Raw genomic sequence first — 14,912 nt, forward strand, 5'->3', positions numbered from 1 at the left:
AGAAAATATAAGGCTATACGGTTTGATAAAAAATTAGCTAAAAAGAAACACCATTGGGAAAAACGATTAGCTAGAAGACGTACTCAGGCTTTGAGGGACATTCAATACAAGAAAAAATTTGGATTGAGTGACCCAAAAACTTTAGAACAGTACAGTAATTATATAAAGGCTAAGCTCATGGTAGCTAAATACAGTGAAAAAATAGCTAATCAAAGGAAAGACTATCTTCATAAGATAACTCGTGAATTAGTTGAAAATAATGACATGATTGTAATTGAAGATTTGAAAACCAAAAATCTTCTTAAGAATCATAAATTATCACGTGTTATTGCCAACCAATCATGGAGTGCATTAAGACTAATGCTTGAATACAAGTGTGAATGGTATGGTAAAAAACTTTTGATAGTTAATCCATTCAAAACTAGTCAAATTTGTTCTAACTGTGGTTATGACGATGGTAAACACGGATTAAACATTCGAGAATGGGATTGTCCAAATTGTAGTATTCACCATGATAGAGATGTCAATGCAAGTAAAAACATATTAAATATTGGCTTGGAACAAGCCTTAGTAACCTCTACTGACTAGTTGAAATACTAGTTGGCAAGTATGGAATGTTCCTAGAAGCTCGGTATTTTAGTACCGACGTAGTTCACAGTGAAGGCGGCTTGATTATGAAAAAACATTTTCAAACGAAGACAGTTGATGATATTTCTGATGATTGGACAAATAATTCAGGTCTATTATTGGAGAATGATACTAGTAAAGAAAATGAGGCTGGTCAATATACTGGTACTTTAAATTGGACAGCAATTAATTCATTGTAAAAAAATAGACGGACTCGTTATGAGTTCGTCTATTTCTTTACAAAACTTTTTTCTTTTTATTTGTGGTGATTTTATTTTTAAGTTTTTTGACGTAGATTTGATTCAATTGAATCAATAACCAGATATAGTCTGGCCTAGTGGAGGAAATATCCCAGGGAATGACTTTAAGATTTCCTGGATACTTCTTTTTCTCGATATCCAATGGTAAGACATCCAATGAAGTGATTAAGACGTCGACATCATCGTAAACGTTACTTGGAACTACTTCAACGAATTCGAGATTACGAACTGTTCTTAAAGCAACCTCAGCGGCCTGATTACCTGGGTCAATTAAGACTTTAACACGGATGAAATCTTCTTCACGAATTGTTGAAATATAACTTGGCAAGATTTGATATAAATCTTTTGAAATTAATTCAGCCGCATTATAAATGCCCGGAAATTCATTTTGATCAACATTTGAGAAGAAGGTATAAACGTCTTTGTACAAGTCAGTATATGATTGTTCATTACCCTCAGCGTACATTGTATCGAGATGCATCAAGGAATATGGCGCCATGATGTAATAGAAAACAATATCACGGGTGACATAAGTCATGATGTGCTTCAAAGTCTTTTGATTATGATAAACAGTCATATCATCGTGATAATGCTCTTTAAGAAAATCTATAAAGTGATAAACGAGCGCGTAGAACTTCGGATTAATACGAGCATTAGTATTGATTGGTTGTTCAAAGGCGGTGTCACTAGGTTGAAAGGCTGTCTTTCTAAAGAGATTGATCAGCTTATTTTCATTATGTAAGGCATCTAGTGGCACAATTGGATAATCATCGTGAGTTAAAATCTCTTCACCTAGTTGTTGATTATCGAAGACAACGTTGTAATATGGCAAATCTTCAATATAATTTCGTTTGATCAAACGAATTCTGGAGATTGCCAAGAAATACTTCAGTTGAAAATGTACGATTGGATTGTCAAAAGTTATTCCCGCTTTGGCAATAATTTGATCGATTGAGTTCTCTTGAATAAGGCTAAATGGCCATTCTTGAGCATGGTAAGTATACCAATAGACATAATAAGCCATCCATCGGATATTTTTCTCATTACCCTTGATCTCAAGGGTTGAATTGGAAATTTTAAGTCCAAAGTTTTTAAGGAAGGCTCTGAATTTGGACATTCGACGATTGAGAGTTGATTTACTAGTAAAGTGTTCGTTACTGAAACTCTCAAATGATGGATTAGCACTGGTCAGGCCATAATTAAAGGCCTGAAAAACTACCGAGTTCTTAACTAAGTATAGGCGGTAAGTATCAATGAAAATTTTACTAAAGTCGATTGACTCAATCTTAGTGTCACTAGGATCGATATCAGGGGCGACATCGGCAAAATCTTCTAGCAGTGCTTGGAAAATGTTATATGTTTTTTGGTACGTAAATTGTAATCTACTACTAATATTACTCAAGTTTACTTCACGAGGAGGTAGCGACTTAATAACAGTTAGCATTCGATATTTCTCTACGTCTTGCTTAACTAAGAAAATTTGCTCCAACATGTTTGTTTCCCCCGGCAATGTTAAATTGTTAATTTAAAAAGATTAATAAATATAAGAAACACTACTTGCTACTATCTTAACATTTATTTATAATATTTTGTAATCAGATAGAGGCGCAATTTTTATTAGTCGTGTTTTGGAGTACGATAGGGTACCTTGAAAAAACATTAAAGGAAAAGTTGCCGAAATCATTTTATCCCTACTTGATAAAGTTGATTGGGCTATTACTTAATAGGTGGTAGACTGTCGTACGTTCAGAGAATGAGTTTCTTATTTTTTGAAAAACGTTGAGCTATTGATTATTGGGATAATTATAATCCTTATTGTCAGTAGTTCCTCTGATAATAGGGACTTTTTTTATGTCCAAATAAAAGGGGAATGAAAGATGGAAAATAATGATGTGAGTCGGTCGTTAAAGACTCGTCATCTATCAATGATTGCGTTAGGAGGTTCGATTGGAACTGGATTATTTGTTGCCAGTGGTTCTTCAATCTCAACCGCAGGACCTGGAGGAGCTCTGATAGCTTATGCGGCTATCGGTATCATGGTCTATTTCTTGATGACAAGTTTGGGAGAAATGGCAACTTATATGCCGGTCTCCGGTTCCTTTGCAACTTACGCAACTAAATTTATCGATCCAGCCTTTGGCTTTGCTTTAGGTTGGAATTATTGGTTTAACTGGGCTATTACCTTAGCGGTAGACTTATCAACTATTTCATTGGTTGTTAAGTATTGGTTCCCAAGTTGGACATCATGGAAAATAAGTTTAACTTTTATGATTGTTTTACTAGTAATTAATTTTATTTCAGTTGGATCATTTGGTGAAACTGAATATTGGTTATCATCAATTAAAGTTATTGCTGTAATCATCTTCTTGATTGTTGGTATCTTGAGTATTTTAGGTATTCTAGGCAATCAAAATTTTGTTGGTTTAACTAACTACACTTACAAGAAAGCACCATTTGTTGGTGGAATACCGGCAATTCTGAGTGTATTCGTTGTAGCTGGTTTTTCGTTCCAGGGTACCGAGTTGATCGGAATTACCGCAGGTGAATCTGCTACACCCGAGAAGAGTATACCTAAGGCTATCAAGCAAGTCTTCTGGAGAATCTTGTTATTCTACATATTGTCAATCGCCGTTATCGGTGCCTTGATTCCTTATACAAGTCCTAACTTATTAGGATCAGGAGCTGGCGATATTGCTATCAGTCCATTTACTATTGTCTTCAAAAAAGTTGGTATTCCACTAGCTGCTGGAGTAATGAATGCCGTTATTTTAACATCAGTTATTTCTGCTGCTAATTCAGGATTATATGCTGCCAGCCGTATGCTCTGGTCAATGAGTAAACAAGGCATGGCACCAAAGGCTTTCCAAAGAACCAATGGTCGAGGCGTTCCCGTATTTTCACTATTATTAACAGCTTTAGTTGGAGCCATCGCCTTGTTTACAAGTTTGTATGGTGATTCATTCTATGAATTGTTAGTTGCCGCATCAGGACTAACCGGATTCATTGCATGGTTAGGAATAGCCTTTTCACATTACCGTTTCAGAAAAGCATACTTGTATAAAGGCTATGATCTAGATGATCTTCGTTATAAAGCAAAGTGGTTCCCATTTGGACCAATTTTAGCCATTGTTTTAGGAATTATTATTATCTTAGGACAAGACGTAAGATCAATGGTAGATTTCAATATCGGAAGATTATTGATTAGTTATAGTGGATTGATTATTTTGTTCGTATGTTGGCTTTACTACAAGATTAGATATAAGACTAAGTTTTTGAAACTAGAAGATATCGATGTAAAACATGAACAAAAACACAACCGCTATTGATATTTAAGTTAGTTTAAATTATTATTAGAAATGAATATAACGCTAAGAGAGTGCCTACTCATAAACCTTTCAGAGAAGCGATGGTTGGTGAAAATCGCAAAGGCTTTTATTCCAGCATTCTGGCAACGGGTAATGCCGTTCGGGTTGATCCGATAAAGTCTGAAAGTGCAGTGTATTTGCGTACACTGAAACTGGGTGGTACCGCGAATGGTCGATTCGTCCCTTTATTGGGATGAATCGGCCTTTTTTTGTAGAGAGCGGAGCAGGGGCGTTCAGCTCCCGAGGATTAAGACTACTTATCTCAGTCGGTAGCGAAGCGCCGGCAGAGATAAGTTGACTTAACCGGAAGGAGTTGTCCCTGCGAAGCTCGTTTCCACTATAAAAAATAGAACAATGGTTATCAAAAAAAATTTCACCCCAAACCAAAAAAGAGTACAAACTCTCTCAAGCCAAAAATCAAAAAGGAGAATCTCAATGTTAGATATCAAATTGATTAGAAAAGATCCAGAATGGATCAAGAACAAGTTAGCATCACGTGGAGTAACTAGTGATGAAATTGATGAATTGCTTGGCTATGACAGCAAACGTCGTGAATTATTAGTTAAGAGTGAAACCCTTAAAGAAAAGAGAAACACTGTTTCTCAAGGTATCGCTACTAAGAAACGTAATAAAGAAGATGCCAGTGACGAAATTGCTGCTATGAAGCAAGTTGGTTCAGACATTAAGGACTTGGATGCTGAGCTTGAAGAAACAGAAGGAAAAATGAACTATATCTTAGTTCGTCTACCTAATATTCCTGATGATTCAGTTCCTGTTGGACCTGATGAAAGTACTAACGTTGAAATCCGTAAAGTCGGTGCTATTCCTAAGGAAGGTTTCAAACCTCGTCATCACTGGGATATCGGTGAAGAACTAGGAATCTTAGACTTTGAACAAGCTACTAAAGTTGCTGGTTCACGTTTTGTTTACTACATTGGCATGGGTGCTAGACTTGAACGTGCTGTTTACAACTTTATGTTGGATCAACACCAAAAGGAAGGCTATACAGAAGTTATCCCTCCATACTTGGTAAACAACGATGCCATGTTTGGTACAAGTCAATTCCCTAAGTTTACTGAAGACGTTTATACAGTTATGGTTGATGAAAACCCACTAACTTTGATTCCTACAGCTGAAGTACCTTTGACAAACTACTTTGCCGGTAAGATTTTGAATGAAAAAGACTTACCTAAGTACGTTACAGCTCTAACACCTTGTTTCCGTTCAGAAGCAGGTAGTGCTGGTCGTGATACTCGTGGTTTGATCCGTATGCACCAATTCAATAAAGTTGAAATGGTTAAGGTTACAAAACCAGAAGAATCATACAATGAACTAGAAAAATTGACAGCTAATGCTGAAAATATTTTGAAACAATTAGGACTACCATATCACGTTATCGTACTTTCAAGTGGGGATGCCAGTTTCAGTTCAGCTAAGACATACGATCTTGAAGTTTGGATGCCTGCTCAAGACAAGTATCGTGAAGTTTCAAGTTGTTCAAACTGTCTTGACTTCCAAGCTCGTCGTGCTCATATCCGTTACCGTGACGAAAATGGTAAGACAAAGTTGGCACATACTTTGAATGGTTCAGGACTTGCTGCAGGTCGTACCGTAGCTGCTATCCTTGAAAATTACCAAAATGAAGATGGATCAGTTACAATTCCTGACGTATTGGTACCATACATGGGTGGAATTACAAAAATTACTAAAGAAAATGCCAAATAAGTATTGACTCAATCCCAATAGATTGATAAGATTTAATAGTTCTGTTAAAGAGCTATTGAATTATTCCGGATTAGCTCAGTTGGTAGAGCATCTGACTGTTAATCAGGGTGTCGTCAGTTCGAGTCTGACATCCGGAGTTATAAATACTTAGGAAATCCTAGGTGTCTTCAATAGAAATACATCTAGTTCATTTGAATTAGATGTATTTTTTTTATAGGATTTCTTTTTCTTGCCGTGTTAGCTCAGTTGGTAGAGCATCGGTATCGTAAACCGGCGGTCACAGGTTCGACTCCTGCACACGGCATAATAAGAATGTCAGTTAAAAAAGAAGAGCCTTTGAATACTGTTAGATCAGCATTCAAGGCTTTTTTTTATTTGTAAAAATCCAAGAATGTCAGAGAAAATCAAATGACTTTGCACGAAAGTTTGCACGGCTGATAACTTTTTCGATTTTAAATTTGTCGTGCAAATTTTTAACAATTCATATGTATGCCTTTTCAAAGAAGATTATTTTACAAATCAAAGAATATCAAAAAAATGTTATAAATTTCCCTAAGCTATATAAATTTACTCGCATTAATTATATAATGACTGTATTAGATAATGAATTGAGAAATACCTCCCAGGGGAAACACAGACGTGTTTCTCCATTTTTTTGATAAAAAATAAACAAAAAAGCTAACCTGAAGAGGTTAGCTCATGAAATTGAAGTCGACAATTAAATCTATATTGTTGGCTTTTTTTATTCAACTTTATTTAAAGCATTTTGAACGGCTTCTTTAATGGCTTTACTTGAAGCTGAAGCACCAGAAACGGTATCGACATCGACAGAATTCTTAGCGACGATTTCTTTTGGAAGTTCTTCAACAGCTTTCAAACCGTAGTCGTCGGATTCACTTTGTTTCAAAACTTCGATATCTTGAATATTTTTGTCGTCATCAACTGTGACACGGACAACGATTTCGTTACCCATACCGGCAGTTGATTTACCGATATATTGATTATCATTTGTTTCGAAATGTTCTTCGGCAATATCGGAACCGAGTCCTTCTTCATGGATGCTGGCTGAAGTTTGAGCATCAACATTTGTGGTAGTAGCTTCAGATTTTACACTAGCAGCATTTTCACCAGCAATCTTACCAAAGATTAAATTCTCGGCTAAATGCTACCACCGTTGTATTGACGTCCCATCAAACTACCTAATTCACCGGCAGCATAAAGATGAGGGATTACTTGATCATCGTTGTCGACCACTTCGGCATGAGAGTTGTGAACTGGACCACCTTGAGTATTCAATAGACCTTGCACCATTGCTAGAGCATAATAAGGACCATCGTCAAAAGCAGTCAAGGTTTCAGGATCACGATTGAAAGCATAGTCACGTTTTTGTTCGGCAAAGTAATTGAAGTCTGTAATAGTTTTTTGCAACTTATCAACATCGACATCCAAAACTTTGGCCAAACTTTCAAGATTGTCAGCTTTAACGACAGCTTTCAAAAATTCTGGGTAAGGAGCATTTTTATCGTTAGATAATTCATCGTACTTCTTTTGATCAAAGACGACGTAGGGATGACGTTGAGCTAGAGGGATTCTCCAGTTGCCGTGGTCTTGAATGTGACCGTGTCTGTGGATTTCATTTTCATCGAAGTAACGAGTTCCATCGTCACCGACAACAATCAAGCTGCCTTGATGGAAAGCGGGCCAGTCAAATGGCAAAAATTGTGAACGTTGGCCTTTGGCAGGTTTAGGTGTCAACCCATGGAAGATACCGTATGATTCATAATTGTTCATGTTGTAAAGTTGAGCACCGACCTCGCTAGCCATTTTGACGCCAATACCTTTGTTGTAGAGAGAACCAATGGGATTCAAGCTAGTTTCGCCTAAGTAGTTTTCAATCATTTTAGGATTGTTTTCAAAACCACCAGTTGCCATTACAACACCATTATTGGCTTTAACGTTTAATAATTTACCGTCACGTTCAATTTGAACTCCGACAATTGCCTTAGTTTCTGGATTTTGAATTAAGTGCTTTGCAGGTGTTTGATAAAGGACATCAATTTTATCAGCACGGTCGAGAACTTGTTGACGTAAATTCTTCCATAAAGCTGAATCGGCCACACCTTCATGGACAGCAACTAGTTCATGGGTAGCTTGACCTCTAAATTCGGGATATTCGTGAGCCATAAAGTATAAAGCTTTGGAAACAGGTGATTCTGGATGTTGACCCATAACAAAAGGTTTTACACCCAAATATTTTTCTAGATAATCAGGAATTTTGTACAATCCCTGAATGAAAGTTTCCATTAAATCTTGATCATAAGCCAATGGGTAGGCCAAATCTTGATAATATTTTCTCAAATCATCAAGGTTGTCACCTGAAGAAATAACTTGTCCGGCGTAGCGAGTATTGCCACCTTCATGACCCTCGGGAGCTGAATCAGTAATTAAGACCTTAGCATTGTTGTCGGCCGCAAATCTTGCAGCAGTAGCACCAGCACCACCAAAGCCTAAGACGATTACATCATAAGTAGCATTCCAATTTAGTTTTGAATCCTCAAACATATCATTCACTCCATTTCCGTAAGGTGTTATGGTTAATATAACTCTAAATTGTGACATTGTGAACGTTTTATAAATCTGGAATTGAAATCGAGGATGAAAATGAGTTTAGTTAATAAGAAGTATTATGCCCTAGGAACCTTGATCAATCTGACCGTTGCGACTCCAGCCGGAGAGGAAGAGTTGGATGCAGCTTACGAGTTGATTAAAAATTTTGAAGATAAATTGACCGTCAATCGTGATCAATCTGAAGTTATGTCCATCAATTATTCAGCTGGAATCAAACCAGTAGCGGTACCAACTGACACTTACGATTTAATCAAACGTGCAGTATTAGTTAGTCGTCAGCATTTAGGTTTCAATGTTGCGATTGGACCATTGGTTAAGTTGTGGAAAATAGGTTTCAAAGGTGCTAACAAACCCAGTGATGCCGATATTAAAGAACGTTTACGTATCATTGACCCTGAAAGGATCAAATTGGACGATGAACAGCAAACTGTCTTTTTGGAAGAAAAGGGTATGGAAATTGACCTAGGTGGAATTGCTAAAGGCTATATTGCTGATAAAATCAAAGCCCTGTGGTTAAGTATGAATGTTGAAACGGGCATTATCGATTTGGGTGGTAATGTACTTTTAGTCGGTCCCAGTGTTCATGAAGATAAGATGTGGAATATCGGTGTCCAAAATCCAGTAGAAAAGCGGGATGTGTCGTTAGGTGTTTTGCATACTACGGCCAAGTCAATTGGAACGTCAGGTATTTATGAACGTAAACTAGTTATTGATGGTCATGAATATCATCATATGTTCGATTCCAAAACGGGCTATCCTATCAAAAATAATCTTGCCAGCGTGACGATTGTTAGTGATAAATCAATTGATGGAGAGATTTGGTCAACCGTTGGTTTCTATCAAGGTATCGAAAAAGGATTGACTTTGATTGAAAGCCAACCTGGTGTTGAAGCTATTTTCATCACGAAAGATTTGGAATATCAGACAACTAGTGGACTACGTGACAAGTTTTTTAAAATATAACAATTATATATCATAACAATTCCAAAATTGTGTTGATTTATATTGTGAACGAATTTACAATGAACATGTAAGATAATTATAAATAAGGTGATTGCTAATATGAATAAATTTATTGCAATAGTGGGATCTAATTCCAATAAGTCAACTAATCGTGAATTATTGAAGTACATGAAGAAACGTTTCCAATCAGCTGCCGAAATTGAGTTGGTTGAGATCAAGAATCTTCCAATTTATAAGAAGAGTGCTGACAAATATGTTCCTCAAGAAGCATTAGATATTGCTACTAAAATTGAAGCCGCTGACGGTGTGATTATTGCGACACCTGAATACGATCATTCTATTCCAGCTGCTTTATCAAGTGCACTAGCTTGGTTATCATATGGAATTCATCCATTTGTGGATAAGCCAGTTATGATTACAGGAGCTTCTTATGGATCATTAGGTTCATCACGTGCTCAAGCTCAATTGCGTCAGATTCTGGATTCACCAGAATTGAAAGCTAGAATTATGCCTAGTTCGGAGTTCCTATTGGGCCACTCATTACAAGCTTTTGATGAGAATGGTGACTTGAAGGATGAAAAGGTTATTAAGCAATTAGACGGGTTGTTCCAAGATTTCTTGGATTTCGTGAATATATCAAAACAATTAAATAATGCTAATGAAGTTAACAAACAAAAAGCCAAAGAATTTTCTTGGGATAAGGACTAGGAGAGGTAAATATGAAATTAGTAGGTATTGCAGGTTCAATCGCTGACCAATCATACAATCGCACATTATTGAATTTCATTGCAAAGCACTGTGAGGGTGTTGTTGATATTGAAGTTTTGGATATCAATCAAGTGCCAATGTTCAGTCAAGATGACGATCAAACAAATAGTTCCGTTATTCAAAAATTAAGTAACAAGGTTAAGTCAGCTGACGGCGTTATCATTGCAACTCCTGGACATAACCATACCGTTCCAGCTGCTTTGAAGAATGTTATTGAATGGTTATCATATGAGATTCATCCTTTTGATGGCAAGCCAGTCATGATCGTAGGAGCCTCATATCATACTCAAGGTTCATCACGTGCTCAATTACACTTGAGACAAATCTTAGAGGCACCAGGAGTTAATGCGGTTGTTTTGCCTGGTAATGAATTCCTATTAGGTAACGTTAAGACAGCTTTTGATGATAACGGTGAATTGAAGGATCAACGTACTGTTGACTTTCTTGATACAACTTTACAAAAATTTATTAAGTTTGCGAAGGTGATTAATATGATCGATGCTGACGACTATGAAAAAGAAGATTTATCAGCTTCAGGTAAAGTAGATACAACTGTAGAAGGTGTAGATATGGATGATCCTGATTGGATAAATAAAGCTGCTGAAAAGGTTAACGCTGTAGATGGTGATACTTATGTTAAGTTGGATAGTGGTTTGTTAACTGTTAACCAGTTGAACTACATGTTGAAGACTACACCGATTGAATTGACTTACGTAGATGAAAATAATCAATTTATCTATTACAATCGTTTCTTACCAACTGAAAAGATGTTGGCTAAGAGAACACCTGCTCAAGTCGGTGATTCATTGACTGCAGTTCACCCAGGTAAAGCGCGTGTTATTAAGCATGTTAAACAAGTTATCCACATGTTGAGAAGTGGTAAGACTGATTTAGTTTCAATGCCAGTACCTGGAGGAGATAGCGATCATCATGTTATGCATTACTACAAAGCTATGCATGATGAAGAAGGTAATTACAAAGGTGTTAATGAATGGGCTGTTGATTTGAAACCTATCGTTAATGAATACTTGAAACAAACTGGTCAAATGTTGGTTCCAGATCCAAACGCTAAGGTTGACGCTACTTCCGGAGCTTCAGAGAAATCTGAAACATCAGTGGATGCAACTGCTAGTGCTTCTAAAGAAGAAGCAGAAGAGGTCAAACCTGAAGTTGATGCAACAAGTAGTGCTTCAAAACATTAAATGAAAATAGACTTCCTTATTGGGAGTCTATTTTTTTATCTATTCAGACCAATTAAGTTTTGAACATAAAAAAAGCTCATCTGAGGGGGGATGAGCTCGTTTTTGTTGTACGAATGCACAACGACATTACCAGTAGTGTCGGGGGAAAGATATGAATGCTTTATGAGGGTTTCCAATTTCTTTTAAATATTAGATAGAGAGGGATTTGTTAATTAATTAATGAAAGCATTCAAAGTAAATTATTGTAATGGGATTTTTCTTAATTGATTGAGGGGATCAATTAAGAATTTAAATTTGTGAGTTAACGATATGAGGATGTATCGTAACTGTTTTAAGAGTTAAAGGAAGGAATCGCATCTCATATCTTTCCCCTTTCACAGTTATAAATATAGCATATATGTTTAAACATGTTGTTTCAAAATAGAACAAATTATTTATTTGTTTTTAGGATAAAATAATGAATTGATTGAGCAATAATAATTCGATATTGTGTTTTAAGGCCTTGAAATAAATTCTAGACACAAAAAAAGCTCATCTGAGGGGGATAAGCCTGTCTTTTCGTTACGATTATGTAACGACATTACCAGTAGTGTCAGGGGAAGGCATGAATGATTTCGATAAAATTTCCAAATTGAGGGATTTGGTATTAATAACGGAAAGCATTCAAACTGAATTTGTAATTGGGATAACTCGTAATAAGTAAAAATTGATTGAGGGGGCAATTTTTATTCATTAGTTCGTTTAGATTTTAGATCTCGGTATGAGGATGTGTACCGTGATCCATGTATCAAAAGTAATAAAGGAGGAATCATAATTGATTCATACCATATCCCCTTTCACAGTTATAAATATAGCACATATTTTTAAACATGATTTTTCAATTATCGTAAAAATAATTGTTTGTTTTTAATATCACAATATTTATTTATTGCAATTAGAAATATGTTAATGGATAAGATTTCATGAGGGATGGTAGTTAAATAATTTAAGTAATTAATTTAGTTTGAAATTAATAATCAATATTTATTAGAAAAGATATCTTTTTTATATTCGAATTAATAAAAAAGAACAAAAAAACAGCTCATCTGGGGGGACGGGCTTGTTTTTTGTTACACACATTGGTGTAACGGCATTACCAGTAGTGTCAGGGGAAGATATGAATGCTTGTGAGGTTTCCATATTTGTCAAATAGAGAGGGATTTGTTAATTAATTAATGAAAGCATTCAAAGTAAATTATTGTAATGGGATATTACAAACGTATCTTTTGAGTAAAAATTGATTGAGGGGGGCAATTTTTATTATTGATACGAATGAACTTTACAGGTTAACGATATGAGGATGTGTATCGCAACCTTCATTAAGAGTTAAAAAAGGAAGGAATTGCATTTTCATATCTAAACCCCTTGCACACTTATAATATACCACATGTGTTTAAACAATTAAATTCATTTTCGAAAAAAATATTTATTTGTTTTTAATATCACAAATTTAATCATTTATTAGATAATAGCGTTATCATAAGATTTTTGTTGATAAAAGATAATCCACAAATATGAAGGAAGTGAGGATTAAGAATTAAATTTATCTGCCGATATCAAGATATTATATAAGTGAAATATATTTTTTAAATATCTTGTAAACGCTTTTAATGTATTAGTGAATAAATTATAATAATAAGAAAAAGGGACGGTGTCTATTATGAAAGTAAGTATTGTAGGTTGTACACATGCAGGAACTTTTTCAGCAATGAACATTTTGAAGGAGCACCCAGACTGGGAAGTTTCCGTTTTTGAAAGAAATGATAATTTATCTTTTCTATCCTGTGGGATTGCACTGTGGGTAAGTGATCGTGTTTCAGACCCTAATAAGATGTTCTATGCCAGCCCCGAGGCATTAACTGATATGGGTGCACATATGTATATGCAACATGATGTAACTGATATTGACTTTGATAACAAGAAATTGTCAGTGAAAAGTTTGGCAAATGGTGATACTTTTAGTCAACCATATGATAAGTTAGTAATCACAACTGGCTCAGCTCCAATTATTCCACCAATTCCTGGAATTAATTCAGATCGTGTTATGTTGTGCAAGAACTGGACTAATGCCAATGAATTGAAAGAAAATGCCAAAGATATTAAGAGTGCTATTGTTATTGGTGCTGGCTATATTGGTGCAGAATTAGCTGAAGGTTATGCTACTTTAGGCAAAGAAACAACCTTGATTGATGCTTTACCTGATGTTTTGGCTAAGAACCTTGATCCGAATATGTCGGCCGTTGCTGAAAAAGATTATATCGATAATGGTGTAACTTTAGGTTTGAGTGAAAAAGTAGAGTCATTTGAAGAAACAGATCATAGTGTAATTGTTAAAACCGATAAGAATACTTACGAAGCTGACATTGCCGTTATGTGTGTTGGTTTCCGTCCTAATACAAAGATGTTCGCTGATAAATTTGAAACTCTTCCAAATGGTGCATTAGTTGTGGATAAATATATGCACACAAGCATTCCAGATGTTTATTCAGCTGGTGACGCAGCATCTGTTCATTACAATCCAACTGGTGACAACCAATATATTCCTTTAGCAACTAACTCAGTTCGTCAAGGTATTCTAGTTGGTAAGAATATTGAAAAAGATACCGCTGAATATATGGGTACACAAGCTAGTTCAGCTGTTGAATTGTTTGGCAGAACCTATGCAGCAAGTGGATTGACTAAGGTTCATGCTGATGCTTTGGGTAAGAATGTTGCTGAAGTTTCACTTGAAGACAACTATCGTCCTGAGTTTATGTTATCAACAACTCCTGTTCTAATGAACTTAGTTTGGGATCCTGAGACAAGAGTAGTTCTTGGTGGTGCTTTGACAAGTAAATATGATGTATCACAATCAGCTAACTTGCTATCACTTGCTATTCAAAAGAAAGTTACAATTGATGAACTATCAATGGTTGATTTCTTGTTCCAACCAAACTTTGATAAACCAGTTAATTACGTTAGTGCTTTAGCAGGTGCTGCTGTTGAAAAAGCTGATTCAACTGTTAATGAATAATTGAAGATTATGAGGGTGGCTTTGGGGCCGCCTTTTTTTGTATAACCTGTGTGAAATCCTTGGGGGTGATGTTGATGGAAGATGATGATTTTATCATGCGTCAGATTAAATCTTTTGCTGAGTGCTTTGGAGCTGTTCTGGGAAAAGGTAAGGCGAGAAATGAAGTAGTCTTTGAACAGCAACAGAATCAAAAAGGAAGATTTATACTGATTTGGATCAATTATTGTTGCATCGTAAATATGAAGAAGCCATTCATTATGTTTATGCACAGAAATTTGAGTTAGATATTGATAGTTATTATAGGTTGGGTATGTGGTTATAT

At 35.8% G+C, this 14,912-nt stretch carries 10 protein-coding genes, 2 tRNA genes, 1 pseudogene and 1 riboswitch; of the genes and pseudogenes, 11 read left to right on the top strand and 2 right to left on the bottom strand.

Annotated elements, in window-relative coordinates; genetic code table 11:
- Positions 1–15: 15 nt before the first annotated feature.
- Both ATN92_RS18690 and ATN92_RS02425 read left to right on the top strand, forming a co-directional pair.
- Entirely contained in the window at positions 16–588 is a 573-nt protein-coding gene (locus ATN92_RS18690; protein ID WP_234032522.1) for an RNA-guided endonuclease TnpB family protein, read from the top strand.
- A gap of 86 nt (positions 589–674) precedes the next feature.
- On the top strand, positions 675–827 hold the full coding sequence (locus ATN92_RS02425; protein WP_156638767.1) for a hypothetical protein: 153 nt from the start codon (positions 675–677) through the stop codon (positions 825–827).
- Positions 828–864: 37 nt separating this feature from the next.
- Here the strand turns inward: ATN92_RS02425 and ATN92_RS02430 are convergent, their stop codons facing one another.
- Complete coding sequence (locus tag ATN92_RS02430; protein WP_056953591.1) at positions 865–2,379, bottom strand: helix-turn-helix domain-containing protein; 1,515 nt, start codon at positions 2,377–2,379, stop codon at positions 865–867.
- Between the two features lie 100 nt (positions 2,380–2,479).
- Positions 2,480–2,682: riboswitch (Lysine riboswitch) on the top strand.
- 82 nt (positions 2,683–2,764) lie between these two features.
- On the opposite strand from ATN92_RS02430, the gene ATN92_RS02435 reads away from it, so the two are divergent.
- From ATN92_RS02435 to ATN92_RS02450, 4 genes are all read left to right on the top strand, one after another.
- The gene (locus ATN92_RS02435) at positions 2,765–4,213 is read left to right on the top strand and encodes an amino acid permease (RefSeq protein WP_056953593.1); all 1,449 of its coding nucleotides are present in this window, start codon (positions 2,765–2,767) and stop codon (positions 4,211–4,213) included.
- Between the two features lie 474 nt (positions 4,214–4,687).
- Positions 4,688–5,977, top strand: coding sequence for a serine--tRNA ligase (gene serS / locus ATN92_RS02440; protein ID WP_056953595.1), 1,290 nt, complete (start codon positions 4,688–4,690; stop codon positions 5,975–5,977).
- 64 nt (positions 5,978–6,041) lie between these two features.
- A tRNA-Asn gene (locus ATN92_RS02445) sits at positions 6,042–6,114 on the top strand.
- 94 nt (positions 6,115–6,208) lie between these two features.
- A tRNA-Thr gene (locus ATN92_RS02450) sits at positions 6,209–6,281 on the top strand.
- Between the two features lie 438 nt (positions 6,282–6,719).
- Here the strand turns inward: ATN92_RS02450 and ATN92_RS02455 are convergent.
- A pseudogene (locus tag ATN92_RS02455) lies at positions 6,720–8,539 on the bottom strand (FAD-binding protein).
- 99 nt (positions 8,540–8,638) lie between these two features.
- Between ATN92_RS02455 and ATN92_RS02460 the strand changes: the two are divergent.
- The 5 genes from ATN92_RS02460 (at position 8,639) to ATN92_RS02480 (ending at position 14,874) form a co-directional block, all read left to right on the top strand.
- Positions 8,639–9,568 carry an FAD:protein FMN transferase gene (locus ATN92_RS02460; RefSeq protein WP_056953597.1) on the top strand — a complete coding sequence of 310 codons (930 nt, stop codon included), beginning with the start codon at positions 8,639–8,641 and terminating at the stop codon, positions 9,566–9,568.
- Between the two features lie 99 nt (positions 9,569–9,667).
- Positions 9,668–10,276, top strand: coding sequence for an NADPH-dependent FMN reductase (locus ATN92_RS02465; protein ID WP_056953599.1), 609 nt, complete (start codon positions 9,668–9,670; stop codon positions 10,274–10,276).
- Positions 10,277–10,287: 11 nt separating this feature from the next.
- Complete coding sequence (locus ATN92_RS02470) at positions 10,288–11,538, top strand: NAD(P)H-dependent oxidoreductase (RefSeq protein ID WP_056953601.1); 1,251 nt, start codon at positions 10,288–10,290, stop codon at positions 11,536–11,538.
- Between the two features lie 1,699 nt (positions 11,539–13,237).
- On the top strand, positions 13,238–14,590 hold the full coding sequence (locus tag ATN92_RS02475; protein WP_056953603.1) for an FAD-dependent oxidoreductase: 1,353 nt from the start codon (positions 13,238–13,240) through the stop codon (positions 14,588–14,590).
- A gap of 74 nt (positions 14,591–14,664) precedes the next feature.
- Positions 14,665–14,874: a hypothetical protein gene (locus ATN92_RS02480; RefSeq protein ID WP_056953605.1), complete on the top strand. Its 210-nt coding sequence runs from the start codon at positions 14,665–14,667 to the stop codon at positions 14,872–14,874.
- Positions 14,875–14,912 lie beyond the last annotated feature (38 nt).

It is taken from the genome of Companilactobacillus bobalius, assembly GCF_009764355.1.

Bases quoted from the DNA above. Each gene is read 5' to 3' on its own strand.
- ATN92_RS02425 (WP_156638767.1), top strand. From the start codon at position 675: ATGAAAAAACATTTTCAAACGAAGACAGTTGATGATATTTCTGATGAT.
- ATN92_RS02430 (WP_056953591.1), bottom strand. From the start codon at position 2,379: ATGTTGGAGCAAATTTTCTTAGTTAAGCAAGACGTAGAGAAATATCGA.
- ATN92_RS02435 (WP_056953593.1), top strand. From the start codon at position 2,765: ATGGAAAATAATGATGTGAGTCGGTCGTTAAAGACTCGTCATCTATCA.
- serS (WP_056953595.1), top strand. From the start codon at position 4,688: ATGTTAGATATCAAATTGATTAGAAAAGATCCAGAATGGATCAAGAAC.
- ATN92_RS02460 (WP_056953597.1), top strand. From the start codon at position 8,639: ATGAGTTTAGTTAATAAGAAGTATTATGCCCTAGGAACCTTGATCAAT.
- ATN92_RS02465 (WP_056953599.1), top strand. From the start codon at position 9,668: ATGAATAAATTTATTGCAATAGTGGGATCTAATTCCAATAAGTCAACT.
- ATN92_RS02470 (WP_056953601.1), top strand. From the start codon at position 10,288: ATGAAATTAGTAGGTATTGCAGGTTCAATCGCTGACCAATCATACAAT.
- ATN92_RS02475 (WP_056953603.1), top strand. From the start codon at position 13,238: ATGAAAGTAAGTATTGTAGGTTGTACACATGCAGGAACTTTTTCAGCA.
- ATN92_RS02480 (WP_056953605.1), top strand. From the start codon at position 14,665: ATGGAAGATGATGATTTTATCATGCGTCAGATTAAATCTTTTGCTGAG.